This window comes from Devosia sp. 63-57 (genome assembly GCF_001899045.1).
Taxonomy (GTDB): domain Bacteria; phylum Pseudomonadota; class Alphaproteobacteria; order Rhizobiales; family Devosiaceae; genus Devosia; species Devosia equisanguinis.
In genome coordinates this window covers 257931-284062 of sequence record NZ_MKUY01000005.1, presented here as the reverse complement: position 1 = coordinate 284062, position 26132 = coordinate 257931, and the positions used below count along the sequence as shown (strand labels likewise).

Genomic DNA, 26132 nt, shown 5'->3' with positions numbered 1-26132 from the left:
CTTGGGTTGGATCTTTGCCTCAACTATGTTGTGTGCCAAGGGGTTCCGCGCAAGCGGCATCCATCACAGCGGAAACGGATTTGCGATGAGCGAGCAACAACTACCTGAAATCGCAGAGGAAATGCCGAAGGTGCTGAGCCCCGCGGCGGCGCGGGCACTGGCCGAGGCGGCGGCGCGGCGCAGTGCGATCGATGCTGCGACGGCCATGGCGCCCAAGGAGAAGGGTGGGCGTGGGGGGCTGGAGCCGGGGCGCTATGGGGATTGGGAGATCAAGGGGCTGACGGCTGATTTCTGAGGGTTGGAAGGGTACCCCTACCTAGCCTCCCCCTGGAGGAGGGGGAGGGACCGATCGTGCCCAGACACTTGCCTGGCGGCCAAATTAGCCAATGAAATCAGTGATATTATAGCCGGCGGCCGAGACGGCGAAGGTGGTGGCGACGGTGAGGATGGCGGCGATGAGGCCGTATTCGACGGCGCTGACACCGCGTTGGTCAGAGAGGAATTTGGCAATCAGGGGCAAGGCAGTCACTCGATACGCAGAACCAGTGACCCCACAATGCTGACCGCAGTCTGAACCGAAGATGAACGCTTCCAGATCGGCTTAGCCACCCAGCTTGGCAATGGCCGGTTTAAGCTCGGTGTCGATGGCTTTCTGGGTCAGCGGGCCGACATGCTTATAGACGATGGTGCCATTGGCATCGACGAGGAAGGTCTCGGGCACGCCATAGACGCCCCAGTCGATGGAGACGCGCCGGTCGCGATCGGCGCCGACCGCGGCATAGGGATTGCCCAGCTCGGCCAGAAAGGCGCGGGCATTGTCCGGCGCGTCGGAATGATTGATGCCGTAAATGCGGATGCCGATATCGTCCTTGATGGCTTCGAGCAGCGGGTGTTCGTCGCGGCAGGGGATGCACCAGGAGGCAAAGACATTGACCAGGGTCGGCGCGCCCTTGAGAGTGGCGGTGTCAAAGCCGGGCACAGCAAGCCCTTCGACTGCCGGCAGGACGAATTGGGGGGCGGGCTTGTCGATCAGCACCGAGCGCACCAGGCTCGCATCGCGGTCGATGGTCAGAGCGAAAATGGCGACGAGGCCGGTGAGCAGCACCAGCGGCAGGGCGAAGAACAGAACGCGCATCAGTCCTTGCGCCCCTCGAGCCGGGCAAGGCGGCGGCTGACCCGGCGGCTGTCATAAAGACTCCAGCCGATCAGCGCGAAAAGCCCGGCAAAGACCCCGATATAGGCGGTGATGATAAAGCCGGCATGCTGGCCCAGTTCGATCATCGTGCATCTCCCCGAGCGGCCTTGCGCTCCAGCGTCATCACCCGGCGGCGGCGCACTTCGGTGTGCATGGCCAAAAGCTGCAGCGTGATGAAGAGGAAGGTGAAGGCAAAGAACATGATGAAGAGCGGGGTGAGGATCGAGCCCGGCATGGTGGGACCATCGGCGCGGAAGACGCTGGCCGGCTGGTGCAGCGTGCTCCACCAATCCACCGAGAATTTGATGATCGGCACATTGACCGCACCGACAAGGGTAAAGATGGCGACGATGCGGGCGGCGCGCAGCTGATCGTCGAAGGCGCGCCAGAGCGCGACGATGCCGAGATAGATGAACAGCATGATGAGGGTGGAGGTCATGCGACCATCCCACTCCCAGAAGGTGCCCCAGGTGGGCCGACCCCAGAGCGAGCCGGTGAACAGGGCCATGGCGGTGAACACAGCGCCCATGGGGGCGGCGGCCTTCATCGACACATCGGCCATGGGGTGGCGCCAGACCAGCGTGCCCAGCGCCGAAACCGCCATGGCGCCATAGACGAACTGGCTCAGCCAGGCGGTGGGCACATGCACATACATGATGCGCACCGTGTCACCCATCTGGTAGTCGGCTGGCGAATTGAAGAAGGCGAACCACAGGCCGGCGACGAACAGCAGAGCGGTCAGCACCGCCAGCGGCCAGAGCAGCGGCCTTGTCCAGATGACGAACTGGCCGGGATGGGCCAGGCGGTTCCACCAGCTCATTTTCGGGGTGGTGTCGTTGATGGTCATCTTTGCATCCGGCTCCATGGTCCCCGCAGCGGGGAGGATGCGCAAGGGCACGGCATCCAGGCAGGTTTCAACCGATCTATTCCTCTCCCCAGCCTATCGCAAGAGCGGCGGCGAAGGGAGACAGGCTCACCGAGATGAGACTGAGTGCCGCAACGAAGAGCAGCGCCGCCTGCGCCTGATCCGGCCCGCCCTGCGGCGCGATGGCGCCGACCCCGAAGATCAGCACCGGCACGCAAAGCGGGGCGATGAGGATGGGGGCCAGCAGGCCCCCGCGGGCAATGGCGACGGTGATGGCGGCCCCGAAAGTGCCGAACGCCGCCAGTGCCGGGGTGCCAAGCAGCAGGGACAGGAGTGTGCGCCAATAGGTGTCCATATCCATGGCGAGGATCAGCGCCAGGAAGGGCGAGGCCAGGATCAGCGGCAGTGCCGAGGTCAGCCAATTGCCCAAGAGCTTGGCCGCCATGACGGCGGAAAGCGGCAGATCGGCGAGCCGGTAAAGCGCCATTGTGCCGTCATTGTGATCGGGGCGGAACAGCCGCTCGAGCCCGAGCAGCATGGACAGGAAGGCCGCGATCCAGACGATGCCGGGGGCGATGCGGGCCAAAAGCACCTTGTCGGGCCCGACGGCGAAGGGAACGATGGCGCCGACGATGATGAAGAAGAGGAGAAGAGTCAAAACCTCGCCGCCACCGGCCAGGCCGAGGCGGATTTCGCGTCGGAGGATGGCGGTGAAGCCGCTCATGCCGGCCCTCCAAGGGTCAGCGTTTCGCAAGCCGCGATATCAAGCGGATCATGGGTGGCGATGATGGCGAGGCCACCTGAGGCCAGGTGCTCAATGACCAGGGCAGCAACCAAAGCGTGGCCCTCGCTGTCGAGCGCCGCCGTCGGCTCGTCGAGCAGCCAAAGCGGACGCGGGGAGACGAGCAGCCGCGCCAGGGCCAGGCGGCGTTGCTGGCCGGCGGAGAGATAGGCGGCATCGAGCAGGGCAGCGCGCCCCAGCCCAACCCGCTCCAGCGCGGCCTCTGGCTCCATCGTGCCGGCGCCATTGAGGGCGCGCCAGAAGTTGAGCGTTTCCAGAACGCCCAGCCGCGCCCGCACCGCATTGCGATGGCCGCAATAATGCAGCGGCGGGCCGTTTTCCTCGTCGTGTGCCTCGAGGGTGATGGTACCCTCGAGGGGCCGGAGGAGACCGGCAAGGGTCAAGAGCAGAGTGGATTTGCCTGATCCATTGGGGCCGCGCAGCAGCAGCGCGTGCCCGCTATCCAGCGCGAGATCGAGCCCTTCCAGCAGCACGGCATCGCCGCGACCGCAGCTGAGGCCGTGCACGTTGAGACGGAGTTGCGGGAAGACTTGCCTTTGCGTCATGGCCCCATCTCGTATTGAACCCATGGTCGTACTGGCAAGGGCCTATTCGATTGACTATAAGCCCAAGTGAATTGGAGTCATTCCAGAAAGACGGCGTTTCCGGCGGCCCCAAAGCGTCCGGCAGGCCCGTAACAGCAGCAAAGGGCGGAGCATCATGACGCAGATCGACAGCTTCAAATCCAAGTCGACGCTTACAGTCGGTGGCAAGACCTATACCTATTACTCAATTCTCGAAGCCGAAAAGAACGGCCTCACCGGCGTCTCGAAGCTCCCGAGCTCGATGAAGGTGGTGCTGGAAAACCTGCTGCGCTTCGAAGACAACCGGACCGTGAAGAAGGAAGACATCCAGGCCATCGCCGAATGGCTGGTGACCCGCACGTCCGAATATGAAATCCAGTATCGTCCGGCGCGCGTCCTGATGCAGGACTTTACCGGCGTGCCCGCCGTGGTCGATCTGGCCGCCATGCGCGATGCCACCGCCAAGCTCGGCGCCAATCCGCAGAAGATCAATCCGCTGGTGCCCGTCGATCTGGTCATCGACCATTCGGTCATGGTGGACAGCTTCGGCACGCCGCTGGCCTTCCAGCAGAATGTCGAGCTCGAATATGAGCGCAATGGCGAGCGCTATGAATTCCTGCGCTGGGGCCAGTCGGCCTTCGACAATTTCCGCGTCGTGCCCCCCGGCACCGGCATCTGCCACCAGGTGAACCTCGAATATCTGGCCCAGACCGTGTGGACCAAGGACGAGAATGGCGAAACCGTCGCCTATCCCGACACGCTGGTCGGCACCGATTCGCACACCACCATGGTCAATGGCATGGCGGTTCTGGGCTGGGGCGTGGGGGGCATCGAGGCCGAGGCGGCCATGCTGGGCCAGCCGGTCACCATGCTGATCCCCGAAGTCGTCGGCTTCAAGCTGACCGGCAAGATCAATGAAGGCATCACCGCCACCGATCTGGTGCTGACCGTCACCGAAATGCTGCGCAAGAAGGGCGTGGTCGGCAAGTTCGTCGAGTTCTACGGCCCGGGCCTCGACTATCTCAGCCTCGAAGACCAGGCGACCATCGCCAATATGGCGCCCGAATATGGCGCCACCTGCGGCTATTTCCCGGTCGATGCCGATACGCTGAAATTCCTCGCCACCACCGGCCGCGATGCCGACCGCGTGGCGCTGGTGGAGGCCTATTCCAAGGCCCAGGGCATGTTCCGCACCACCGAGACACCGGACCCGGTCTTCACCTCGACGCTGGAACTCGATCTCTCGACCGTCGTGCCGTCGCTGTCGGGTCCCAAGCGCCCGCAGGACCGCGTGGCGCTCAAGGATGTGACCCGTGCCTTTGCCGAGGCCCTGCCGGAATTGTCCGGTGGCCGCATCGAGCGCACCAAGCTGCCCGCCGACAAGCAGGAAAGCCGCTTCGTGGATGAAGGCGCCACCGGCGTCGACGACATTCCCGAAGAGGCCGCTTTCCCGGTCAAGGGTTGCGACTACAAGATCAATGACGGCTCGGTCGTCATCGCCGCCATCACCTCCTGCACCAATACGTCCAACCCCTCGGTGCTGGTCGCGGCCGGTCTCGTCGCCCGCAAGGCGCGGGCCCTCGGCCTTAATTCCAAGCCCTGGGTGAAGACCTCGCTGGCGCCCGGCTCGCAGGTGGTCACTGATTACCTGACCGCAGCGGGCCTGCAGGACGATCTCGACGCCATCGGCTTCAACCTTGTCGGCTATGGCTGCACCACCTGTATCGGCAATTCGGGTCCCTTGCCGCAGGCGATTTCCGACACGATCAACGAAAACAAGCTGGTCGCCGCCTCGGTGCTTTCGGGCAACCGCAATTTCGAAGGCCGCGTGAACCCGGACGTGCGGGCGAACTACCTCGCCTCCCCGCCGCTGGTGGTCGCCTATGCGCTGCTCGGCACGCTCAATATCGACATCACCACCCAACCGCTGGGCACGGGCAAGGACGGCAAGCCGGTTTATCTCAAGGATATCTGGCCGACCAATCACGAGGTTGCCGAGATCGTGCGCAAGCATGTGACCGCCGACATGTTCCGTTCGCGCTATTCGGACGTGTTCAAGGGCGACAAGCACTGGCAGGCCATCGCCGTCGAAGGCGGGGAAACCTATGGCTGGAATTCGAGCTCGACCTATGTGCAGAACCCGCCCTATTTCGAAGAGCTGACCATGGAACCCAAGCCGGTGACCGACGTGGTCTCGGCGCGCGTCCTGGCGCTGTTCCTCGACAGCATCACCACCGACCACATCTCCCCGGCCGGTTCGTTCAAGGCCTCGACCCCGGCTGGCAAATATCTGGAAGAACGCCAGGTCGCGCCCAAGGATTTCAACTCCTATGGCGCCCGTCGCGGCAATCATGAAGTGATGATGCGCGGCACCTTCGCCAATATCCGCATCAAGAACATGATGCTGGACGGCGTCGAAGGCGGCTATACCAAGGGTCCCGATGGCAGCCAGATGGCCATCTATGACGCGGCCATGGCCTATCAGCAGCAGAATACGCCGCTGGTGATCTTTGCCGGCAAGGAATATGGCACCGGCTCCTCCCGCGACTGGGCGGCCAAGGGCACCAACCTGCTCGGCGTCAAGGCGGTCATTGCCCAGAGCTTTGAGCGTATCCACCGCTCGAACCTGGTCGGCATGGGCGTGATTCCGCTGCAGTTCAAGGATGGCGAGAGCTGGCAGACGCTGGGCCTCGACGGTACCGAGACCGTGGATATTGCCGGGGTCGAAAATATCGTCCCGCGCGCCAATGTCACCGTCAAGATCACCCGCGCCAATGGCGAGGTGATCAATGTCGAGACCCGCTGCCGCATCGATACGGCCAATGAGCTGGATTACTTCCGCAATGGCGGCATCCTGCACTATGTGCTGCGCAGCCTCGTCGCCGCCTAAGCCCGGCGTCGCACGCGATCAAATGAGCATGGCGGTCCCTCGGGGCCGCCATTTTCGTTTCAGGCGGGAGTGGTCTTGCGGGAATGGCGCAGGAGGCGCTGGGCATCGGCGGCAGCGACCTCGGCGGTGCGGCGGAGAAAGGTATCGCGGCGCTCGGGGGTCGAGTCGCGCATGGTCGAAAAATGGCTGATGCGCACCGGGTTGAGACCGACGAATTTGAGGATCTGGTTCTTCATGGTGCGGAAATGAGCATTGCCATAGGCGAGCGCCATGAAGAAATTCGGCGTATCCGAGGTGACGATCAGTCTGGCCGAGCGGCCCTTGAGCAGGCCCAAAGGCAGCGGGCGGCCATCGCGGTAACGATAGGCGCGGCCCGATTGCAGCCCGATATCGAACAGCGCCTTGAGCTTGGCCGGCATGCTGCCCCACCAGAGGGGATGGATGATCACCACATGATCGGCCCAGACCATGGCCTCCCAGAAGGCGAGGACATCGCCATGCATCACCTCGTCGCCGGCCTTGCGGATGGTGTGCTCGGGGAGCGTCATGTCCGCCAGGTCGAGCCGGCGGAGATTTATGCCTTGGCCGGCGAGCGTTTCCGCATAGCGCCCGGCGATGGCGCCGCTGAAGCTGGGGGTGAAGGGGTGGCCGTTGAGGATGAGGCAATTGGGCATTGGGTTTCCATGAGTTGACCGTGGCCGATATCGGGCAATCTTGCCATTTCCGGCCGATCCAAGCCTTGCGCTGGATCAAGAGCATCTGGCCGGCATGCTCTATCGGTGAGAAGTTTCACCTCTCACCCTCTTTTGACTAGGCAGAGGGCAAAGCGGCGGCTTACAACTTCGCCCATGCTCTCCAGACGCCAGTTCAACACCCTTGCCGGCTCCGCCTTCTGCCTCGCCCTGACGGGGCAGGCCCATGCCCAGGCGTCGGGCGGCAAGATCAAGGCGGTGGTGGAGCTGTTCACCAGCCAGGGCTGTGCGCAATGCCCGCCGGCAGATGCGCTGCTGACCACGCTGGCCGAGCGCGACGACGTGGTGGCGCTGGCCTATCACGTGGACTATTGGGACTATATCGGCTGGGAAGACACCTTTGGCGCCAAGGATTTTTCCGACCGCCAACGGGCCTATGCCAAAAGCTGGGGCTCTTCGCGCATCTATACCCCGCAAATGGTGGTCAATGGCGCCAAGGCGGTGGTCGGCTCGCGCCGCGACGAGGTGCATGATGCGGTGGAGACGGCCAGCCTGGGGCTGAGCGTCGAATTGCAGCGCGACGGCGATATGCTGCGCGTCTCGGTGCCGCGCAATAGCAGCTATGGCGATGCCACCGTGTCGCTGGTGACTTATCTGGACCGGGCCGATGTCGCCATCGAGCGCGGCGACAATGCGGGTAAGAGCATGGTCTATACCCAGGTGGTGACCGGTCGGCAGGTCATGGGCATGTGGGAAGCCGCCTCGGGCGCCTATCTCAAGCTGCCGCTGGGCGAGCTTCTGGGCGGCACCAGCACCGGTCTTGCAGTGGTGGTGCAGCAGGAGCGCCGCGGCATGCCCGGCAATATCATCGGCGCCGCCGCTTTCGAGCTTTAGATCATTTCAAATCGAGGGGCTGCCATCCGGGCCCTGCCTCAAGGGTAGGGTTATCGCCTATTGGTTTGAGTGTGCTGCACACCCCCACCCAGCCTCCCCCTGAAGGAGGGGGAGGGGCCGTATGGCGTTTTGGGCAAAAGCCAGCCAAAGAACGGCCTGTCTCCCTCTCCCTCTTGCGAGGAGGATCCTGTCAGCGGGCTCGACCTGAGGGCGGTGTCGTGGTTGGGATTTGCTCAGCGCCAGCTCATGGCCAGGTTTTGCAGCAGGACGACGGTCTTGGCGTCGAGAATGCGGCCATCGGCGATCATGGTCAGGGCTTCGGCCAGGTCCAGTTCGACCAGCTCGATCTCCTCGCCCTCGGCCTCGATGCCGCCGCCAGCGGTCTGGCGGGTCGCTTCGTCATAATGGCCGATGAAGAGGTGGCATTTTTCGGTCAGCGAGCCGGGGCTGGCATAGATGTCACATATATGGCGGATATCGGTGGGGGCGTGGCCGGTTTCCTCAAGCGCTTCGCGCATGGCGGCGATCTCGGGGGCTTCGCCGTCGAGCAGACCGGCGCAGACTTCGAGGAAATCGGGGTTGTCGCCGTTTTCCAGCACCGGATAGCGGAACTGGCGCACCAGCAGCACGGTTTCGCGGGCCGGATTGAACAGCAGCATGGCGGCGGCGCTGCCATGGTCATAGATTTCGCGGCTCATGCGCTGCCAGCGCCCGTCATTGCGCCGGTAGTCGAGCGTTACCTTGGTGAGCTTGCCCCAGTCATGGGCCAGCAGCTGTTCATCGATCTTGCGGATACGCTCGTCCATTGGCTCCAATCCTTATTGGGTGCCGGTGTAGCCGGGTAGAGGATGCGAGGAAAGAGAAAGGGCGCGATTTTCCTCTCGTCCGCCCATCGAACGAATTGTGCGCTATACGAACAAAGTGCGGATTGCGCCGAAAGTACGAAGCCTGAGGCCATAGAGGGCTTTGATTTCGTAAGGTTTGGGCGCTAGAAACCTCGAACAATTCCAAACTGGACGCGGCACTGCGCCGCATACAGGAAGGCCCTGGATAGCACCATGTCGGTTAGAGCCCGCCCCACTTCCCCGCATCTGCAGATCTACCGCTGGACCATCACCATGGCCATGTCGATCCTTCACCGCGCCACCGGCATAGCCAATTATGCCGGCATGGCGCTGTTTGTGATCTGGCTGGTCGCCGCCGCCATGGGCCAGGACACCTTGACCAGCCTCAACTACATCTTTGCCAGCTGGTTCGGCCAATTGGTGCTGTTCGGCTTCACCTGGAGCCTGGTGCACCACATGCTGGGCGGCATCCGCCACTTCGTCTGGGACACCGCGGCGATGATGGAGCCGGGCCAGCGCGAAACCATGGCCTGGGCGACGATTATCGGCTCGGTCGTGCTCACCCTTATCATCTGGACCATCTTTGTGTGGGCGGCCTGACATGCGCAATACCGTGATCACCAAAGACATGATTGCCAATCCCAAGACCCATTACGGCAATGCCAAGGCCTCGACGCGCCACTTCATCACCCAGCGGGTGACCGGGGCGATCAATATCCTGTTCCTGGGGCTGCTGCTTTATCTGGTCGTTCGGCTGGCCGGGCAGGACCGCACCGATATGGTCGCGGTCATTGGCAGCGCCTGGATCGGCCTGCCTTTGGCAGTGCTGATCGCCATCGTGGCCGTGCATATGCGTAATGGCATGCGCGACACGCTCGAGGATTACCTGCACGGGCGGGTCTATAGCCTCGTCATGATGCTCAACACGCTCTTCTGTCTCGTTATCGCACTCGCCGGCATCGGCGCCGTGCTCAAGCTCGTCTTCTGGGGTTGATCCACATGACCACTTACGAACTGATCGACCACGAATTCGACGTGGTGGTGGTCGGCGCCGGTGGCGCGGGCCTGCGTGCGACGCTCGGCATGGCCGAGCAGGGTTTCAATACTGCCTGTATCACCAAGGTTTTCCCGACCCGTTCGCATACCGTGGCGGCGCAGGGCGGTATTGCCGCCTCGCTGCAGAATATGGGGCCAGATAGCTGGCAGTGGCACATGTACGACACCGTCAAGGGGTCGGACTGGCTGGGCGACAATGACGCCATGGAATATCTGGCGCGCGAGGCCCCGGCGGCGATTTATGAGTTGGAACACTATGGTGTGCCGTTTAGCCGTACGCAGGAAGGCAAGATCTATCAGCGCCCCTTCGGCGGCCACATGACCGAGTTTGGCGACGGCCCGCCGGTGCAGCGCACCTGTGCCGCGGCCGACCGCACCGGCCACGCCATCCTGCACACGCTCTATGGCCAGTCGGTCAAGAATGACGCGCAGTTCTTCATCGAATATTTCGCGCTCGATCTGATCATGGGCGAAAATGGCGAATGCCAGGGCGTGATCGCCTGGAAGCTCGATGATGGCACGCTGCATCGCTTCCGCGCCAAGCTGGTGGTTTTGGCGACCGGCGGCTATGGCCGTTCCTATTTCTCGGCCACATCGGCCCATACCTGTACCGGCGACGGCAATGGCATGGTGGCGCGTGCTGGCCTGCCGCTGCAGGATATGGAATTCGTGCAGTTCCACCCGACCGGTATTTATGGCGCGGGCGTTCTCATCACCGAGGGCGCGCGCGGCGAGGGCGGCTATCTCACCAATTCGGAGGGCGAGCGCTTCATGGAGCGCTATGCGCCCAATGCCAAGGATCTGGCGTCGCGCGACGTCGTTTCCCGCTGCATGACGCTCGAAATCCGCGAGGGCAGGGGCGTGGGTCCCAAGAAGGATCATATCTATCTGCACCTCGATCATCTCGACCCGAAGGTGCTGCATGAGCGCCTGCCGGGCATTACCGAGAGCGCCAAGATTTTCGCTGGCGTCGACCTGACGCGCGAGCCGATCCCGGTGCTGCCGACCGTGCACTATAATATGGGCGGCATTCCCGCGAACTATCACGGCGAAGTGCTGAACCCGACCGCCGAGGATCCGACCCGCATCGTGCCGGGCCTGATGGCGGTGGGCGAAGCCGCCTGCGCTTCGGTGCATGGCGCCAACCGTCTTGGCTCGAACTCGCTGACCGACCTCGTGGTGTTCGGTCGCGCCGCCGCCATTCGCGCCGGCAAGGTCGTGGACAAGGCCGCGCCGATCCCAGGGATCAACAAGGCGCAGGACGACAAGATCCTTGCCCGCTTCGATCGGCTGCGCAATGCCAATGGCAGCCAGCCGACGGCAAAACTGCGCGACGAGATGCAGCAGACCATGCAGAAGGACGCAGCGGTGTTCCGAACCGATGCGTCGCTCAAGCAGGGCGTTGCCGCCATGAGCGAAATCTACAAGCGCCTGCCCGATGTGAAGGTTTCGGATCGCTCGCTGATCTGGAATTCCGATCTCGTTGAAACGCTTGAGCTCGAAAACCTCATGACCTGCGCCATCGCCACGGTGGTGTCGGCCGAAGCCCGCCACGAAAGCCGCGGTGCGCATGCGCATGAGGATTTCCCCAATCGCGACGACGTCGAATGGCGCAAGCACACGCTGGCCCATGTCAATGTCGAGACCGGCGATGTGGTGCTGGGCTATCGGCCGGTGATCACCGACCCGCTGACACCGCAGGATCAGGGCGGCATCGATCTCAAGAAGATCGCGCCCAAGGCACGCGTGTACTGATTTGTGCCATCTCTGCGAAGAGCGCAGTTACGATGATTTCTGGCCGGCGCCCTGTGCCCCGGCCGGGCTGGATCGCGATGAACAGGGCAAGGGCCCGAATAGCGGAGCAGATAATGCGGAACATTCTTCTGGCACTGGCCGTGCTGACGATGGGCGTTCAGACCGTGACGGCGGCCCAGCCCAGCGCGGCGCAAAAGGATGAATTCTATAAGGTCTGTGTCGGCATTTCCCAGAATGCCGAGCTGTGTCGCTGCAAGGCCGATGCGGCGATGACGCTGATCGACGAGCGCTTCATGGGCGTGGTGATTTCCTCGATGAAGGGCGGCTCGCCGGCGGCAGCAGACTACGACGCCTACAACACCTATGTCGCCAAATCGAACCAGATCTGTAAGCCGAATTACTGATGGCGGCAGGGAAGGCTCGCCAGTGGCGATGGCAGCCGGTGTGACGATGAGTTTCTGGACGACCCCAAGCGTCCGCTGAGAAGGAATGAAAGAATGGCCGAACTGACGCTTCGCAAGGCCGATCAGCCGCAAAAGGGCAAGACCTGGCCCAAGCCGGCCGGCGCCACGCGCCTGCGGGAATTCCATATCTATCGCTATGATCCGGACTCGACCGACAATCCGCGCATCGACACCTATTTCGTCGATCTCGACAATTGCGGGCCGATGATTCTGGACGCGTTGCTCTATATCAAGAACAATACCGACCCGACCCTGACGCTGCGCCGCTCCTGCCGCGAGGGGATTTGCGGGTCGTGCTCGATGAATATCAACGGGCTCAATACCCTGGCCTGTACCAAGGGCATGGATGACAGTTCCGGCCCGATCAAGATCTACCCGCTGCCGCATATGCCGGTGGTCAAGGATCTGGTGCCGGACCTGTCCAATTTCTACGCCCAGCACCGCGCCATCGAGCCCTGGCTCAAGACCACCTCGCCGACGCCGGAAAAGGAATGGACCCAGTCCATTGAGAACCGCGCCAAGCTCGACGGGCTCTATGAGTGTATCCTCTGCGCCTGCTGCTCGACCTCCTGCCCGTCCTATTGGTGGAATGGTGAGAAATATCTCGGCCCGGCGGCGCTGCTGCAGGCCTATCGCTGGCTGATCGACAGCCGCGATGAGACGACGCAGGAGCGCCTCGACAATCTCGAGGACCCGTTCAAGCTCTATCGCTGCCACACCATCATGAACTGCGCAAAAGTGTGCCCGAAGGGGCTCAACCCGGCCAAGGCCATTGCCCAGATCAAGAAGATGATGGTGGAGCGCAAGGCCGCCTGAGGGTGACCCTGGGAGCCCTTCGGGTCAGGCCCGAGGATGGCGATCTGGCATAGAAAACGGCGGGTCCCCGGGGGCCCGCCGTTTTCATTGTACTGTGCGGCTGGTTGGCCGGATTTACATGCCGCGTTCGAGATCCTCGCGCAGCATGATGGTGCCGGCCTCATAGGCGGCCTTGCAATCATTGGCATCGGCCATGCGGTCGCTGTCGAGCAGGGTGGTGGCGGTGCCCGGACCGATGAAGCGCGGATCGTCGCATTCGTCGTCGTCGGAATAATTGGAGCTATTGTCCCCGAAGTCGATGCCGGTGCTGTCATAGGGGGCGGCAGCGGCATATTCGGGCGTATAGACCGGGATCACCGAAGCGGTGCCGGCCTCGACGGCGGCCTTGCAGTCGGTGGCGTCGGCATACATGTCTTCGCCAAGGAGCTTCTTGTTGGTGCCGATCCCGGTGAAGCGCGGGTCGTCGCATTCCCCGTCATTGGCCCATTTGGAGCTGTCCGAGCCATAGTCGAAGGCATCGCTGCTGGCGACGTGCTCGCCGGTATAGGTGGCGGTGCCGGCCTCGACGGCGGCGCGGCAATCGGTGGCGTCCTTGGCAATGTCGAGATCGATGGCGGTGGTGGCGACGCCCGGGCCGGTGAAGCGCGGATCGTCGCATTCCCCGTCCTTGGCCCAGTCGGAAGTGTCGTTGCCGAAATTGATTTCGGACACCGGCACCGAGACGGCGGGCGTCGCGGCGGCATCGGTCTTGAGGGTCACGGTGCCCGCTTCATAGGCGGCACGGCAGTCGGTGGCGTCCTTGAGGCGGTCCTCGTCGAGCAGCGTGGTGGCCGAACCCGGGCCGGTAAAGCGCGGGTCGTCGCATTCGCCATCCTTGGCCCAGTTCGAGCTGTCATCGCCGAAGTCGATCTCGCCGATGGGGGTGAGCGTGGCAGCCGGCTGGGACGCGCCGGTTTCCTTGAGGGTCACGGTGCCGGCCTCGAAGGCGGCGCGACAATCGGTGGCATCCTTCATGCGGTCGGCCTCGACCAGTTCCTGGGCCGAGCCGGGGCCGGTGAAACGGGGATCGTCGCACTCGCCGTCCTTGGCCCATTCGGAGCTGTCATCGCCGAAGTCGATATCGGCGGCGGTGGGCGTGGTGGCTGCGGGGGTAGCGGCGGCGTCCTTGAGGGTCACGGTGCCGGCCTCGAAGGCGGCGCGGCAGTCGGTGGCGTCCTTCATGCGGTCCGCTTCGACCAGTTCCTGGGCCGAGCCGGGTCCGGTGAAACGGGGATCGTCGCACTCGCCATCCTTGGCCCATTCGGAACTATCGTCGCCGAAGTCGATATCGGCGGGCGGGGTGATGGTGGCCGGCGGGATGGCCCCGGTGTCCTTGAGGGTCACGGTGCCGGCTTCGAAGGCGGCGCGGCAATCGGTGGCATCCTTCATGCGGTCGGCCTCGACCAGCTCCTGGGCCGAGCCGGGTCCGGTGAAGCGCGGATCATCGCATTCGCCGTCCTTGGCCCAGGGCGAGGAATCGTCACCGAAGTCGATATTGGGGGCCGGGCTCGCCGGCGCCGAGGGTGCAGTGGGCGCGTCGGCGCCCGGCAGAGGCGGCGGGGTGGTTCCCGGCAGGGGTGGCGGCGTCCCCGGCTGCCCCTGAGGGGGTGGAGGCGGCGTGCCAGCGTCGTCCTTTAACGTGACCTTGCCCGCTTCGAAGGCGGCGCGGCAGTCGGTGGCGTCCTTCATGCGGTCCGCTTCCACCAGTTCCTGGGCGGCGCCGGGGCCGGTGAAGCGCGGATCGTCGCATTCGCCATCCTTGGCCCAGGGCGAGGAATCGTCGCCAAAATCGATATTGGCCGCATTGGGCGTCGGTTGGGCCCATGCCGGCGCCGTGAAGCTGGTGGCCAGCATGAGGCTCACCATCGCCCCGCCCATGAGTGTGTTCAATGCACGCATCGGTGTCCTCCAATTGGGCCAGCACTATAGAAGCGACAATATAGCGGCTTTGCGGCAGGCACACATCGTCGTGAGGAAGAATTATTTGCCGGCGCGGGCGGCGCGGCTTTCCTGGCGGGCGAACCAGGATGAGCCGAACAGCACGAGGGCGGTGCCGATGGCGTGGATCCAGGTGAACTCCTCGCCCAGAATGAACACGGCCAATACGATGGTGACCACCGGGCCGAGCGAGGCGGTGGAGGAGGTGGCGCGGGCGCCGATGCGGGCAACGCCGGTATTGAGCAGGAACGAGGGCAGCACCGTGCCGAAAATGCCCAGCATCAGGCCATAGAACCAGACATGATTCGAGAGTTCGCCATAGGCGGCGGGACCGTCGGCAAGAAGGCTTTGCCCGATGGCGAGCACGGCGGCGGTGGACATGCCGATACAGGTAAAAAGCCCAGAGCCGATGATCAGCATCTGCCGGCGCGCCAGGTGCTGGTAAAAGGCGAAGGTGAGGGCCGAGCCCAAGACCAGCGCGGTGCCGATGAACAGGCCGTCGGGGCGCATGGTGAGGTTCCAGGCAAAGATGACCAAAAGCCCGCCATAGGTGACCAGCATGGCCGGCATCAGCCGCCAGTTCATGCGGTCGGAGAAGAACCAGACCCCGAACAGCAGCACGAAGAACGGATAGGTGAAGAGCACCAGCCGCTCATATTGGGCGGAGACGAAGGCCAGGCCGGCAAAATCGAGATAGCTCGAAAGATAATAGCCGAGACTCCCCACCGCCATGGAAGCCAGCAGGCGGCGCGGGGTGAGCAGGGCGCGGGTCTGCGGATTGCGGCGGAGCAGCACAAGCAGAATCACCAGATAGACAGGGAGCGCCACCAGCATGCGCAGCGCCAGGACGATTTCGGTCGAGGCGCCCTCAGCGAAGGCCAGCTTGATGAAAATGCCCTTGGTCGAGAACAGCGCCGCGCCGGTCAGGGCAAAGCCATAGCCGAGCATGTCGATCGAAGCCGCTTGCGGCGCGGGACTGGGTGTTGAGGGGCTGGTCATGACCCATGCATAGGCTTGGCGGCGGCAGCGTCAAAGCCCCCGTCGGGGCCTTTCCGTCCAATTGGCGCGGTTATCCGCGCGGATGGGCTTTTGCGTAGCTTTCGAGGAGCCGGTCGGTATCGACGGCGGTGTAGATCTGGGTGGTGGAGAGGCTGGCATGGCCCAATAGCTCCTGGATGGAGCGCAGATCGCCGCCCTTGCCGAGCAAATGGGTGGCAAAGGAATGGCGCAGGGCATGCGGCGTGGCGGAGGGCGGCAGGCCCAATACCGAGCGCAATTGCTCCATGCGCAGCTGGATGAGCCGGGGCGACAGCACGCCGCCGCGCACGCCGCGGAACAACGGCTCTTCGGGCCAGAGCTTGAAGGGGCTGAGCTCGCGATAGAGATCGATGGCTCGCCGCACCGGCGCGATCAGGGGTACCATGCGCATCTTGCCGCCCTTGCCGGTGACGCGCAGAACATCGGCCTCGAGATCGGCGCCGGTCAGCGCCAGGGCTTCGGAAATGCGCAGCCCGCAGCCATAGCAGAGCGCGATCACCGCCATGTCGCGCGCGCCCACCCAGGGGCGCTCTTCCATTTCGCCCGCTGTATCGATGGTGGCGCGGGCCTCGAGAACGGTCAGCGCCTTGGGCAGAGAGCGGCCGATTTTGGGCGTACGGATGACATTGAGCGCCTCCACCGACACCACGCCCTGCCGTTCGAGATAGGCAAAAAAGCTCTTGAGCGCCGACAGCACCCGCGCCAGCGAGCGCGAGCCGAGGCTTTCGCTGCGGCGCTGGGCCATGAAGGCGCGGATATCGGCGCCGCGCAGCTCGCGCAACGATTTCAGCGTCACCGGTCCACCCATGTGATCGGCGAGGAAGGACATGAACTGGGTGAGGTCGCGGCCATAGGCTTCGAGCGTCTTGGGCGCCAGGCGCCGGACGGCGCCGAGCTCGGTCTGCCATCCGGCAAGCTGGGCACGCACGAAATCATCGGTGGCAAAGGCGGCGTCGGTCATGACTGAAGTGTCAACGGACATGGTAAACCCTGTCTTAACCTGGGCATGGTCAACTGGTCGCACAAGGAGATTTCCCGTGCGCTCCATCTTTTTCGCCCTTTCGACTGCCACTGCCCTGGCCACCCCCGCGCTGGCGGCGGACCAGAGCCTGGTCTATCAACCCGGCAAGGGCGATCCGATCGCCTTTCGCGGCGGCTTCGGCACCGAGGATTATCGGCACGCCGTCTCCGATAGCGACAGCGTGCGGGTGCAGGCCGGAATCGGGGCGGCCTTCATTGAAGCCAATGAGCTCGTCTATAACGGCGACAAAACGCTGAGCCAGCTGATCTGGCAGAGCCGCGCGCCGGTGCTGCGCGGCAATCTGTCGGCCGATCTTGGTGGCGGGTTCAGCGTCGGGCTCGAAGGCAGCGTCGCCGGTTACGGCGTCTCCTATATGGAGGATTATGACTGGACGGGGCCGAGCGACAATTTCGGCAGTTGGACAGACCGCTCCCAGCATCCCAGCACCAATCTCGACCATTTCTGGACCGGCGCCGCCAGCATCGGCTATGATCTTTCGCGCAGCGACCAGGCGCTGGTGCGGCTGCAGAGCGGGTTCAAATTCACCGATGTGCAATGGACCGCCCATGGCGGCTCCTATGTCTATTCCTCCCCAGGCGGCTTTCGCGACCTGATCGGGGACATGCCCCCTGGCCGCGGCATCACCTATCGCCAGCAGCTTCCAGAAGTGTTCGCCGGCGTTGAAGGCGAGCAGCATTATGGCAATATCCGCATCGGTGGCCTGTTGCGTGGCGGCCTGACGGTCAATGCGCTGGGAACCGACAATCACTGGCTGCGTGACCTCAAATTCGTTGACCAGCTCTATGTATCCCCGACACTGACGGCGGGCGCGGATGTGGGCTATGCCATCGGCCCTATGGCCGAAGTGGTGCTGGGCGCACGCTATAGCCAGATTTTCCGCCAACGCGGCGACAGCCAGATGTTCATCGGCTCGACCAGCACGCTGGTGAGCGCCACCGGGGGCGGCGCGGGGGGCGATTTCCGCAGTGTCGAACTCACCGCGAGCCTGCGCGGTAATTTCTGAAGCATGTGGGACAGCGCGGCCGATTTCGGCCGGCTTGTTCTTGCAGAATCAGCTGATGCTCCTATGTTCTGACGCGAACAGAACGGGCACAAATGCTGGATCACCCCGACATCGTCGCCGTCATGGTCGGCGTGGCCGTCGAAGGCCCCTATAGCTATCGCGTGCCTGCCGGCATGGTGGTGGAGCGTGGCTCCATCGTCGCCGTGCCGCTGGGGCCGCGCCTGGTGCTGGGTGTGGTCTGGGGTCCGCCCAAGGATAATATCGCTCATAACCGCCTGCGCGACATCGCCCACGCCTATGACGTTCCGCCCCTGTCAGGGGAGTTGCTGGCTTTGGTCGAGTGGGTAGCGCGCTACACTTTGGCGGCGCCGGGTCAGGTGCTGCGCGGCGTGTTGCGCTCGCCCGAAGCCCTGGATGCACCAAAGCCTGTCATCGCCTATCGCCGCACCGGGCATGAGCCGGAAAAGCTGACGCCGGCGCGGCTGCGGGTGCTGGATTGCCTGATGGATGACATGACCTGGCCCAAGCCGGCGCTGATCGGGGCCAGCGGAGTGTCGCCTTCGGTGATCGAGGGGCTGGAACGGGTCGGGGCGCTGGAAAAGCTCGAAATGGCGCCGCCGCCCGTGGTTTTGCCGCCTGATCCCGATGGCAATCCATCGGTGCTCAATGCCGAACAGCAGGCGGCGCTGGACCAGATCAGGGCGCTCGACCCCCAGCAGTTCGGGGTGGCGCTGCTCGACGGAGTGACCGGGGGCGGCAAGACCGAGGTGTTTTTCGAGGCAGTGGCCGACACATTGCGTGCCGGCCGTCAGGCGCTGATTCTGCTGCCTGAGATCGCGCTTACCAATACCTTCATCGACCGCTTTACCCGCCGCTTCGACACCAGGCCCGCCGAATGGCATTCCGACATGACCCCGGCACAGCGCGCCAAGGTGTGGCGCGGCGTGCTGGACGGCACGGTGAGGGCGGTGGTGGGGGCGCGCTCGGCGCTGTTCCTGCCCTTCCGTGAACTGGGCCTTATGGTGCTCGATGAGGAGCATGACGGCGCCTATAAGCAATCGGACGGCTTTACCTATCACGCGCGCGACATGGCCATCGTCCGCGCCAATCTCGCGCGGGCCCGGGTGGTCCTGTCCTCGGCCACGCCCTCGGTGGAATCACGCAACAATGCCAATCAGGCGCGCTATGCCCATGTGCGGCTCGAAAGCCGTTTTGCGGCTGCTGCCATGCCCGATGTCACCGCCATCGACATGCGGGTGGATGGACCGGAAAAGGGTGAATGGATTGCCCCGACCCTGGCGCGGGAAGTGTTTGCAGCGCTCGATCGGGGCGAGCAGGCGCTGTTATTCCTCAACCGGCGCGGCTATGCGCCGCTGACCCTGTGCCGCTCGTGTGGCCATCAATATCAATGCCCGAATTGCTCGGCCTGGATGGTGGAACACCGGTTTCGCGGCGTGCTCATGTGCCATCATTGCGGCTACGAAATGCGCACGCCCAAGAGCTGCAGCGCCTGTGGCGAGGCCGATAGCCTGGTGGCCGTGGGCCCGGGCATCGAGCGCATTGCCGAGGAAGCGGCGGCGCGCTTTCCCGATGCCCGGCGCGTGTTGCTCTCCACCGACATGGGCAGCCATGGGCAATTGCGCGAGCGCTTCGCCGAGGTGGAGCGGGGCGAATATGATCTGATCATCGGCACGCAGCTGGTCAGCAAGGGGCACCATTTCGAAAAGCTTTCGGTGGTGGGGGTGCTCGACGCCGATCTCGGCCTCGCCCATGGCGATCCGCGCGCTGCCGAAAAGACCTTTCAGATCCTGACGCAGGTGGCGGGGCGGGCCGGACGGGCGAGCCGGCACGGCAAGGCGTTCTTGCAGACCTATCATCCCGATCATCCGGTGATGAAGGCGATGGTGTCGGGCGATCGCGAGGCTTTTTATGCGCAGGAATTGCTGGCGCGCGAGGCGGGTGGGATGCCGCCCTTTGGACGGCTGGCGGCGCTGATCATCTCGGCCAATGAGCAGGCGGGCGCCATGGCCTATGCGCGCACGCTGCTGTCGGCGGCGCCGATGGCCGAGGGGGTGCGGCTGTTCGGGCCGGCCGATGCGCCTGTTTCAATGATTCGCGGCCGCCATCGGGTGCGGCTCCTCGCCCAGTCGGGCAAGGACTTTGATCTTTCCGGTTACGTCCGCTTCTGGCTGGCAAGCGGTGAACGGCCCAAGGGCGACATCAAGGTGCAGATCGACATCGATCCGATGAGTTTTATGTGAGTGGTTAGAGGTTTTTGCCGACATCCATGCCTTGGTGAAGAATTCGCAAGACGGTCAAGGTCTTTGGCTCGATGCGGAAGTAGATGGCATGAGACCCGATCAGACTCGTCAGGACGCCCGGATAGTTATAGGCGGGAAGACCAATGAGCTGGCCGACTGCAAGGTCTTCCAGACGATTTGCAATCCGGTTGTAATAGCTTTTCGCCGTCGTTGCCGACCAATTCTCTATTCCATGGTCCCAGATGCCGCGCCAGTCCTCTCTTGCCAAAGGCTTGAGGTCAATAGCCCTCATGGGCATGACGGCTTTGTAGTTCAGCGAGAAACGCATCGCGGTCAAATGGCGTTGCCGGCCCCGATTCTTCTCCGGCCCTGATGGCGTCATGCAGCGCTTTGACCTTGGCTTCGTGCTCCTCGAGTAGGCGCAACCCAGCGCGGATCACGTCGCTGGCGGAGCCGTAGCGTCCGGTTTCGACCTGATCGTCGACGAATTCGGCGAAGTGATCGCTTAGAGAAACGGATGTATTGCGAGCCATGACATTGCCTCCGGATAGAGAAAAATACCAAAACTTGGTATTTTGGCAAAGCAAGTTGCGATATCTGCCGGTCGACCCCGCCACTCCGGCATAGCCCTCATGGCCTTTTCGGCTCAAATCGGTCTATTGGAGCCTTTCTCCCTGCGGGACGCCTCGAAGCCTGCGACACTTTCGCCACAATTGAATCGCGTTTCCAAGCCTTGCGTGGCGCGCCGGGCTTATGTTAGAGCGAGCGCGACTTTAGAGGGGTCCGGCTCGAACCCCGTTTCCGAGCACGTCCAAGCGTTCATAACCCGCCCGGGGCTTCCAATAGCGAAGCTGACAACAGGGCAGGCCAGAAAGAGGGTGAAGCGGCATTGGCAGCGCAGAATTCAGTGCTTACCCAGATCGCGCGGCCATATGCGTCGGCGCTGTTTGATCTCGCAGAGAGCGAGAACCAGCTGGCCCAGGTGGAAACCGGGCTTTCCGATATTTCCCGCCTGATCGGCGAAAGCGATGATTTCGCGCGTTATCTCCGCTCGCCGGTGATCACCAGCGACGTCAAGGCTGCGGCCCTCGATGCCATTATCGGCAAGGCCAAGGTCAATCCGCTGGTCGCCAACTTCCTGCGCCTCGTGGCGCGGAACGGGCGCCTGTTCGCGCTCGATCAGATCATTATCGGTTTCCGCGAGCTGGCCGCTGCCGCCCGTGGCGAAATGACTGCCGAGGTGACGTCGGCTGCCCCCCTGACCTCGGAACAAGCTTCGGCCCTTGCCGAGACGCTCAAGGCCAAGCTGGGCAAGACCATCACACTCAACCAATTCGTCGATCCCTCGCTGATCGGTGGCCTTCAGGTGAAGGTCGGATCGCAGATGATCGATTCTTCGCTCAAGACAAAACTCGCTGCGATGAAAATCGCCATGAAAGAGGTCGGATAAATGGACATCAAAGCCGCGGAAATCTCTGCGATCCTCAAGGACCAGATCAAGAATTTCGGCCAGGAAGCCCAGGTTTCCGAAGTCGGCCAGGTTTTGAGCGTTGGCGACGGTATCGCCCGCGTCTACGGCCTCGACAAGGTGCAGGCCGGTGAGCTCGTCGAGTTCCCGGGTGGCATTAAGGGCATGGCGCTGAACCTCGAAACCGACAATGTCGGCGTCGTGATTTTCGGCAATGACCGTTCGATCAAGGAAGGCGACGTCGTCAAGCGTACTGGCGCCATCGTGGACACCCCCGTGGGTCCGGGCCTCCTCGGCCGCGTGGTCGACGGTCTCGGCAATCCGATCGACGGCAAGGGCCCGATCGAGCATACCGAACGCCGCCGCGTCGACGTCAAGGCTCCCGGCATCCTGCCGCGCAAGTCCGTGCACGAGCCCATGTCCACCGGCCTCAAGGCCATCGATGCGCTGATCCCGATCGGCCGCGGCCAGCGCGAGCTGGTCATTGGTGACCGCCAGACCGGCAAGACCGCCATCATTCTTGACACCTTCCTCAACCAGCGCCCGGCACACGATGCCAACGCCTCGGACACCGACAAGCTCTACTGCATCTACGTCGCCGTAGGTCAGAAGCGCTCCACCGTCGCCCAGTTCGTGCGTCAGCTCGAAGAATCGGGCGCCCTGCCCTACTCGATCGTGATCGCGGCAACCGCCTCCGATCCGGCACCGCTGCAGTATATCGCGCCGTTCACCGGCTGCGCCATTGGCGAGTGGTTCCGCGACAATGGCAAGCATGCCGTGATCGCCTATGACGATCTGACCAAGCAGGCCGTTGCCTACCGCCAGATGTCGCTGTTGCTGCGCCGTCCGCCGGGCCGCGAAGCCTATCCGGGCGACGTGTTCTACCTGCACTCCCGTCTGCTCGAACGCGCCGCCAAGATGAACGAAGACCACGGTCTGGGTTCGCTGACTGCGCTGCCCGTCATCGAGACGCAGGCCAACGACGTGTCGGCCTATATTCCGACCAACGTGATCTCGATCACCGACGGCCAGATCTTCCTCGAGACCAACCTGTTCTTCCAGGGTATCCGCCCGGCCGTGAACGTCGGTCTTTCGGTGTCCCGCGTGGGTGGTTCGGCCCAGATCAAGGCGATGAAGCAGGTTGCTGGCTCGCTCAAGGGTGAGCTGTCGCAGTACCGCGAAATGGCCGCTTTCGCCCAGTTCGGTTCGGACCTAGACGCCGCCACCCAGCGCCTCCTCAACCGCGGCGCACGCCTCACCGAGCTGCTCAAGCAGCCGCAGTTCTCCCCGCTCAAGACGGAAGAACAGGTTGCGGTGATCTTTGCCGGCGGCCAGGGCTATCTCGACAGCATTCCGGTCACCAAGGTGCAGGACTTCGAAAAGCACGTTCTGTCGAACATGCGCTCGAAATATGCCGACATCCTCAAGACCATCGCCGCCGAAAAGGCTCTGAGCGACGATACCCGCGCCAAGCTGAAGTCGGCTCTGGATGAGATCAAGAAGACCTACGCGGTTTAAGCCCTGAAGGAGACGACAGGCAATGCCGTCGCTAAAGGACCTCAAAAACCGGATCGACTCGGTCAAATCGACCCAGAAGATCACCAAGGCCATGCAGATGGTCGCGGCGGCCAAGCTCCGTCGCGCCCAGGAAGCTGCCGAGGCCGCGCGTCCCTATGCCGAGCGCATGGGCAAGGTGCTGGCCGCGCTTGGCGCCGTCTATGATGGGCAGGAAAACGCCCCCGTGCTGCTTGGCGGTACGGGCAAGGATCAGGTGCATCTGCTGGTGGTTGCCACCGGCGAGCGCGGCCTGGCCGGCGGTTTCAACTCCTCCATCGCCCGCCTGGCACGCGATCACGCTGCCAAGCTGATCCGCGAAGGCAAGACGGTCAAGATTCTGACCGTTGGCCGCAAGGGTCATGACATTCTGCGCCGGCAATATCCGGAACTGATCGTCGATACCTTCAATTTCCGCGAGATCAAGCAGGTCGGGTTCACCCAGGCCGAGCTGGTCGCCAACAAGGTGCTCGCCATGTTCGCCGCCGGCGAATTCGACGTGGCCACCCTGTTCTTCGCCAAGTTCGGCAGCGTGATCAGCCAGGTGCCGACGGCACAGCAGATCATTCCGGCCAAGCTCGAGCGCATCGAGGGCGAAGGCAATGCCGCCGCTCCCGCCGTGCCCTATGAATACGAGCCGAACGAAGAAGCGATCGTCGAAGACCTGTTGCCGCGCAATATCAGCGTGCAGATTCTTCGCGCCCTGCTCGAAAACTCTGCCTCGTTCTACGGTGCGCAGATGTCCGCCATGGACAATGCGACCCGCAATGCCGGCGAAATGATCGGAAAGCTGCAGCTGAGCTATAACCGCCAGCGTCAGGCCCAGATCACCAAAGAACTCATCGAAATCATCTCGGGCGCGGAAGCGCTCTAACCCATCAGCGAGGACGAACAAATGGCAGAGAAGAAGGCCGGTCGCGTTTCGCAGGTCATTGGCGCCGTCGTTGACGTGGTGTTCGACGATCACCTGCCCGCCATCCTGAACGCGCTTGAAACCACCAATAATGGCCAGCGTCTGGTCCTGGAAGTGGCGCAGCACCTGGGCGAAAACGCCGTGCGCACCATTGCCATGGACACGACCGAAGGTCTGGTTCGCGGCACCGAAGTGTCCGATACCGGCGCTTCGATCTCGGTGCCCGTCGGTGACGAAACCCTGGGCCGCATCATGAACGTGATCGGCGAGCCCATCGACGAAGCCGGCCCGATCCCGGCCGCTGCCCGTCGCGAAATCCACCAGGATGCGCCCGAATTCGTCGAGCAGTCCCCGGAAAGCCAGGTGCTGGTCACCGGCATCAAGGTCGTGGACCTGATCGCTCCCTATGCTCGTGGCGGCAAGATCGGCCTGTTCGGCGGCGCCGGCGTGGGCAAGACCGTGCTGATCCAGGAACTGATCAACAACGTCGCCAAGGCCCATGGTGGTTATTCGGTGTTCGCCGGCGTGGGTGAACGCACCCGCGAAGGCAACGATCTCTATCACGAAATGATCGAATCGGGCGTGAACAAGGACCCCAAGGAACATGGTGGCTCCGCCGCCGGCTCCAAGTGCGCCCTGGTGTTCGGCCAGATGAACGAGCCCCCCGGTGCCCGTGCCCGCGTGGCGCTGACGGGCCTGACCGTCGCCGAGAATTTCCGCGACAAGGGCCAGGACGTGCTGTTCTTCGTGGACAACATCTTCCGCTTCACCCAGGCCGGCGCCGAAATGTCGGCTCTGCTGGGCCGCATCCCCTCCGCCGTGGGTTACCAGCCGACGCTGTCGACCGACATGGGCGCGATGCAGGAACGCATCACCACCACCACCAAGGGCTCGATCACCTCGGTGCAGGCCGTTTACGTGCCCGCCGACGACTTGACCGACCCGGCCCCGGCCACGACCTTCGCTCACCTTGACGCGACGACCGTGCTCAACCGCGCCATCTCGGAAAAGGGTATCTACCCGGCCGTGGATCCGCTGGCTTCCAACTCGCGTATTCTCGACGCCAACGTTGTCGGCGTCGAGCACTACGAGACCGCCCGTCAGGTTCAGGCGATCCTGCAGAAGTACAAGGCTCTGCAGGACATCATCGCCATCCTGGGCATGGACGAGCTCTCCGAAGAAGACAAGCTGACCGTGGCCCGCGCCCGCAAGATCGAGCGCTTCATGAGCCAGCCCTTCGACGTGGCCGAAGTGTTCACCGGTTCGCCGGGCGTGTTTGTGCAGCTCGAAGACACCATCAAGGGGTTCAAGGGCCTGGTGAATGGTGACTACGATCACCTGCCGGAAGCCGCCTTCTACATGGTCGGCACCATCGAAGACGCCGTTGCCAAGGCCCAGAAGCTGGCCGCCCAGGCTGCCTAAGCTATCCAATCCGGGCTCGCCGCCAGCGGCGGGCCCTGCGCCTAAGCTCGAGCTTTCGGGCTCTCTCCGCTAAGGGACCAAAAATATGGCTGAAGGCCTCAAGATCGAGATCGTTTCGCCCGAGCGCCTGGTGCTGTCGGAGACCGTCGTGTCGGTCACCGTCCCGGGCACGGAAGGCTATTTCACGGTGATGAACGACCATGCGCCGTTCATGACCACGCTGCGTCCCGGCTTCATCACCGTGACCAAGGATGCCGGCCATGCCGACATCTATTTCGTCAAGGGTGGCTTTGCCGATGTGTCGCCGTCCGGGCTGACCATCCTGGCCGAGCGTTCCATTCCCTTCGCGCATTTCGACCATGGCGATCTGCAGACGCAGATCAAGGCCGCCGAGGAAGAACTGGCCCGCGCCGCTTCGCCCGAGGACAAGTCCTATGCCCAGGAAGTCGTTTCGGGCCTGCTCAACCTCGCCATCGAAGCCCAGCAGATCAACGGCGCCCACGTCCATTAAGGCATTTGATCTGTCGACCATACTGTAAGGCCGCTTCCTCTGGAGGCGGCCTTTTTGCTTTTAATTTGAGCGCCTTGCCCAGTGTTTAGGCAAGTCATTGATATGA

General features: G+C 63.3%; 28 protein-coding genes. 15 read left to right on the top strand and 13 right to left on the bottom strand.

The features are described 5' to 3' along the window. The first annotated feature begins 85 nt into the window (after positions 1–85). Positions 86–295, top strand: coding sequence for a DUF1674 domain-containing protein (locus BGO80_RS09665; RefSeq protein WP_286721156.1), 210 nt, complete (start codon positions 86–88; stop codon positions 293–295). An 84-nt stretch (positions 296–379) separates the two neighbouring features. On the opposite strand, the gene BGO80_RS09660 is transcribed toward BGO80_RS09665, so the two are convergent. From BGO80_RS09660 to ccmA, 6 genes are all read right to left on the bottom strand, one after another. Then, entirely contained in the window at positions 380–520 is a 141-nt protein-coding gene (locus BGO80_RS09660) for a Flp family type IVb pilin (protein WP_126149035.1), read from the bottom strand. 81 nt (positions 521–601) lie between these two features. Further along, the gene (locus BGO80_RS09655; protein ID WP_286721153.1) at positions 602–1135 is read right to left on the bottom strand and encodes a DsbE family thiol:disulfide interchange protein; all 534 of its coding nucleotides are present in this window, start codon (positions 1133–1135) and stop codon (positions 602–604) included. Further along, complete coding sequence (ccmD, locus tag BGO80_RS09650; RefSeq protein WP_286721151.1) at positions 1135–1281, bottom strand: heme exporter protein CcmD; 147 nt, start codon at positions 1279–1281, stop codon at positions 1135–1137. The genes BGO80_RS09655 and ccmD overlap by 1 nt, the downstream gene beginning before the upstream one ends. Next, the gene (locus tag BGO80_RS09645; RefSeq protein ID WP_286721149.1) at positions 1278–2042 is read right to left on the bottom strand and encodes a heme ABC transporter permease; all 765 of its coding nucleotides are present in this window, start codon (positions 2040–2042) and stop codon (positions 1278–1280) included. Before BGO80_RS09645 ends, ccmD begins: the two co-directional genes overlap by 4 nt. Positions 2043–2118: 76 nt before the next feature. After that, on the bottom strand, positions 2119–2784 hold the full coding sequence (gene ccmB / locus BGO80_RS09640) for a heme exporter protein CcmB (protein WP_126149038.1): 666 nt from the start codon (positions 2782–2784) through the stop codon (positions 2119–2121). Further along, the gene (ccmA, locus tag BGO80_RS09635) at positions 2781–3407 is read right to left on the bottom strand and encodes a heme ABC exporter ATP-binding protein CcmA (protein WP_286721146.1); all 627 of its coding nucleotides are present in this window, start codon (positions 3405–3407) and stop codon (positions 2781–2783) included. Before ccmA ends, ccmB begins: the two co-directional genes overlap by 4 nt. A 154-nt stretch (positions 3408–3561) precedes the next feature. Here ccmA and acnA point away from each other — a divergent pair, with 154 nt between their 5' ends. After that, a complete protein-coding gene (gene acnA / locus BGO80_RS09630) occupies positions 3562–6315 on the top strand; it encodes an aconitate hydratase AcnA (RefSeq protein WP_286721145.1) in 2754 nt (917 codons plus the stop codon). 59 nt (positions 6316–6374) lie between these two features. On the opposite strand, the gene BGO80_RS09625 is transcribed toward acnA, so the two are convergent. Beyond that, complete coding sequence (locus BGO80_RS09625; RefSeq protein WP_286721144.1) at positions 6375–6989, bottom strand: NAD(P)H-dependent oxidoreductase; 615 nt, start codon at positions 6987–6989, stop codon at positions 6375–6377. A gap of 174 nt (positions 6990–7163) precedes the next feature. On the opposite strand from BGO80_RS09625, the gene BGO80_RS09620 reads away from it, so the two are divergent. Further along, a complete protein-coding gene (locus tag BGO80_RS09620) occupies positions 7164–7901 on the top strand; it encodes a DUF1223 domain-containing protein (RefSeq protein ID WP_286721143.1) in 738 nt (245 codons plus the stop codon). Between the two features lie 233 nt (positions 7902–8134). Here the strand turns inward: BGO80_RS09620 and BGO80_RS09615 are convergent, their stop codons facing one another. Then, entirely contained in the window at positions 8135–8707 is a 573-nt protein-coding gene (locus BGO80_RS09615) for an NUDIX domain-containing protein (protein ID WP_286721141.1), read from the bottom strand. 252 nt (positions 8708–8959) lie between these two features. Between BGO80_RS09615 and sdhC the strand changes: the two genes are divergently transcribed. From sdhC to BGO80_RS09590, 5 genes are all read left to right on the top strand, one after another. Continuing rightward, a complete protein-coding gene (sdhC, locus tag BGO80_RS09610; RefSeq protein ID WP_286721139.1) occupies positions 8960–9346 on the top strand; it encodes a succinate dehydrogenase, cytochrome b556 subunit in 387 nt (128 codons plus the stop codon). A gap of 1 nt (position 9347) precedes the next feature. Next, complete coding sequence (gene sdhD, locus BGO80_RS09605; protein WP_286721137.1) at positions 9348–9740, top strand: succinate dehydrogenase, hydrophobic membrane anchor protein; 393 nt, start codon at positions 9348–9350, stop codon at positions 9738–9740. Between the two features lie 5 nt (positions 9741–9745). Continuing rightward, the gene (sdhA, locus tag BGO80_RS09600; RefSeq protein WP_126149046.1) at positions 9746–11557 is read left to right on the top strand and encodes a succinate dehydrogenase flavoprotein subunit; all 1812 of its coding nucleotides are present in this window, start codon (positions 9746–9748) and stop codon (positions 11555–11557) included. 113 nt (positions 11558–11670) lie between these two features. Then, positions 11671–11961 carry a hypothetical protein gene (locus BGO80_RS09595; RefSeq protein ID WP_286721135.1) on the top strand — a complete coding sequence of 97 codons (291 nt, stop codon included), beginning with the start codon at positions 11671–11673 and terminating at the stop codon, positions 11959–11961. A gap of 93 nt (positions 11962–12054) precedes the next feature. Next, positions 12055–12837, top strand: a complete 783-nt coding sequence (locus BGO80_RS09590; RefSeq protein WP_286721133.1) for a succinate dehydrogenase iron-sulfur subunit — start codon at positions 12055–12057, stop codon at positions 12835–12837. A gap of 114 nt (positions 12838–12951) precedes the next feature. Here BGO80_RS09590 and BGO80_RS09585 read toward each other — a convergent pair whose 3' ends face one another. The 3 genes from BGO80_RS09585 to BGO80_RS09575 form a co-directional block, all read right to left on the bottom strand. Beyond that, positions 12952–14775, bottom strand: a complete 1824-nt coding sequence (locus BGO80_RS09585) for a hypothetical protein (protein WP_286721131.1) — start codon at positions 14773–14775, stop codon at positions 12952–12954. An 81-nt stretch (positions 14776–14856) separates the two neighbouring features. Continuing rightward, positions 14857–15813 (bottom strand): DMT family transporter, encoded by a 957-nt coding sequence (locus BGO80_RS09580; protein WP_286721130.1) that lies wholly within the window; start codon positions 15811–15813, stop codon positions 14857–14859. Between the two features lie 70 nt (positions 15814–15883). Next, on the bottom strand, positions 15884–16813 hold the full coding sequence (locus BGO80_RS09575; protein ID WP_126151687.1) for a tyrosine recombinase XerC: 930 nt from the start codon (positions 16811–16813) through the stop codon (positions 15884–15886). Positions 16814–16889: 76 nt separating this feature from the next. On the opposite strand from BGO80_RS09575, the gene BGO80_RS09570 reads away from it, so the two are divergent. Both BGO80_RS09570 and BGO80_RS09565 read left to right on the top strand, forming a co-directional pair. Next, positions 16890–17897 carry an omptin family outer membrane protease gene (locus BGO80_RS09570; protein ID WP_286721127.1) on the top strand — a complete coding sequence of 336 codons (1008 nt, stop codon included), beginning with the start codon at positions 16890–16892 and terminating at the stop codon, positions 17895–17897. A gap of 92 nt (positions 17898–17989) precedes the next feature. Continuing rightward, the gene (locus BGO80_RS09565) at positions 17990–20158 is read left to right on the top strand and encodes a primosomal protein N' (RefSeq protein WP_286721126.1); all 2169 of its coding nucleotides are present in this window, start codon (positions 17990–17992) and stop codon (positions 20156–20158) included. Between the two features lie 4 nt (positions 20159–20162). Here BGO80_RS09565 and BGO80_RS09560 read toward each other — a convergent pair whose 3' ends face one another. Further along, positions 20163–20450 carry a type II toxin-antitoxin system RelE/ParE family toxin gene (locus tag BGO80_RS09560; protein ID WP_286721124.1) on the bottom strand — a complete coding sequence of 96 codons (288 nt, stop codon included), beginning with the start codon at positions 20448–20450 and terminating at the stop codon, positions 20163–20165. Then, positions 20437–20691, bottom strand: coding sequence for a type II toxin-antitoxin system ParD family antitoxin (locus BGO80_RS09555; RefSeq protein ID WP_286721122.1), 255 nt, complete (start codon positions 20689–20691; stop codon positions 20437–20439). The genes BGO80_RS09560 and BGO80_RS09555 overlap by 14 nt, the downstream gene beginning before the upstream one ends. 356 nt (positions 20692–21047) lie before the next feature. Here BGO80_RS09555 and BGO80_RS09550 point away from each other — a divergent pair, with 356 nt between their 5' ends. The 5 genes from BGO80_RS09550 to BGO80_RS09530 all read left to right on the top strand — a co-directional run bounded on the left by BGO80_RS09550 (position 21048) and on the right by BGO80_RS09530 (position 26026). Beyond that, on the top strand, positions 21048–21608 hold the full coding sequence (locus BGO80_RS09550; protein ID WP_286721121.1) for a F0F1 ATP synthase subunit delta: 561 nt from the start codon (positions 21048–21050) through the stop codon (positions 21606–21608). Continuing rightward, complete coding sequence (gene atpA / locus BGO80_RS09545) at positions 21609–23144, top strand: F0F1 ATP synthase subunit alpha (protein ID WP_286721119.1); 1536 nt, start codon at positions 21609–21611, stop codon at positions 23142–23144. It begins immediately after the preceding gene. A 22-nt stretch (positions 23145–23166) separates the two neighbouring features. Then, positions 23167–24054 (top strand): F0F1 ATP synthase subunit gamma, encoded by an 888-nt coding sequence (locus BGO80_RS09540; RefSeq protein WP_126151413.1) that lies wholly within the window; start codon positions 23167–23169, stop codon positions 24052–24054. A gap of 21 nt (positions 24055–24075) precedes the next feature. Beyond that, positions 24076–25515 (top strand): F0F1 ATP synthase subunit beta, encoded by a 1440-nt coding sequence (gene atpD, locus BGO80_RS09535; protein WP_126151414.1) that lies wholly within the window; start codon positions 24076–24078, stop codon positions 25513–25515. A gap of 85 nt (positions 25516–25600) precedes the next feature. After that, the gene (locus BGO80_RS09530) at positions 25601–26026 is read left to right on the top strand and encodes a F0F1 ATP synthase subunit epsilon (protein ID WP_126151415.1); all 426 of its coding nucleotides are present in this window, start codon (positions 25601–25603) and stop codon (positions 26024–26026) included. The last annotated feature ends 106 nt before the right edge of the window (positions 26027–26132 follow it).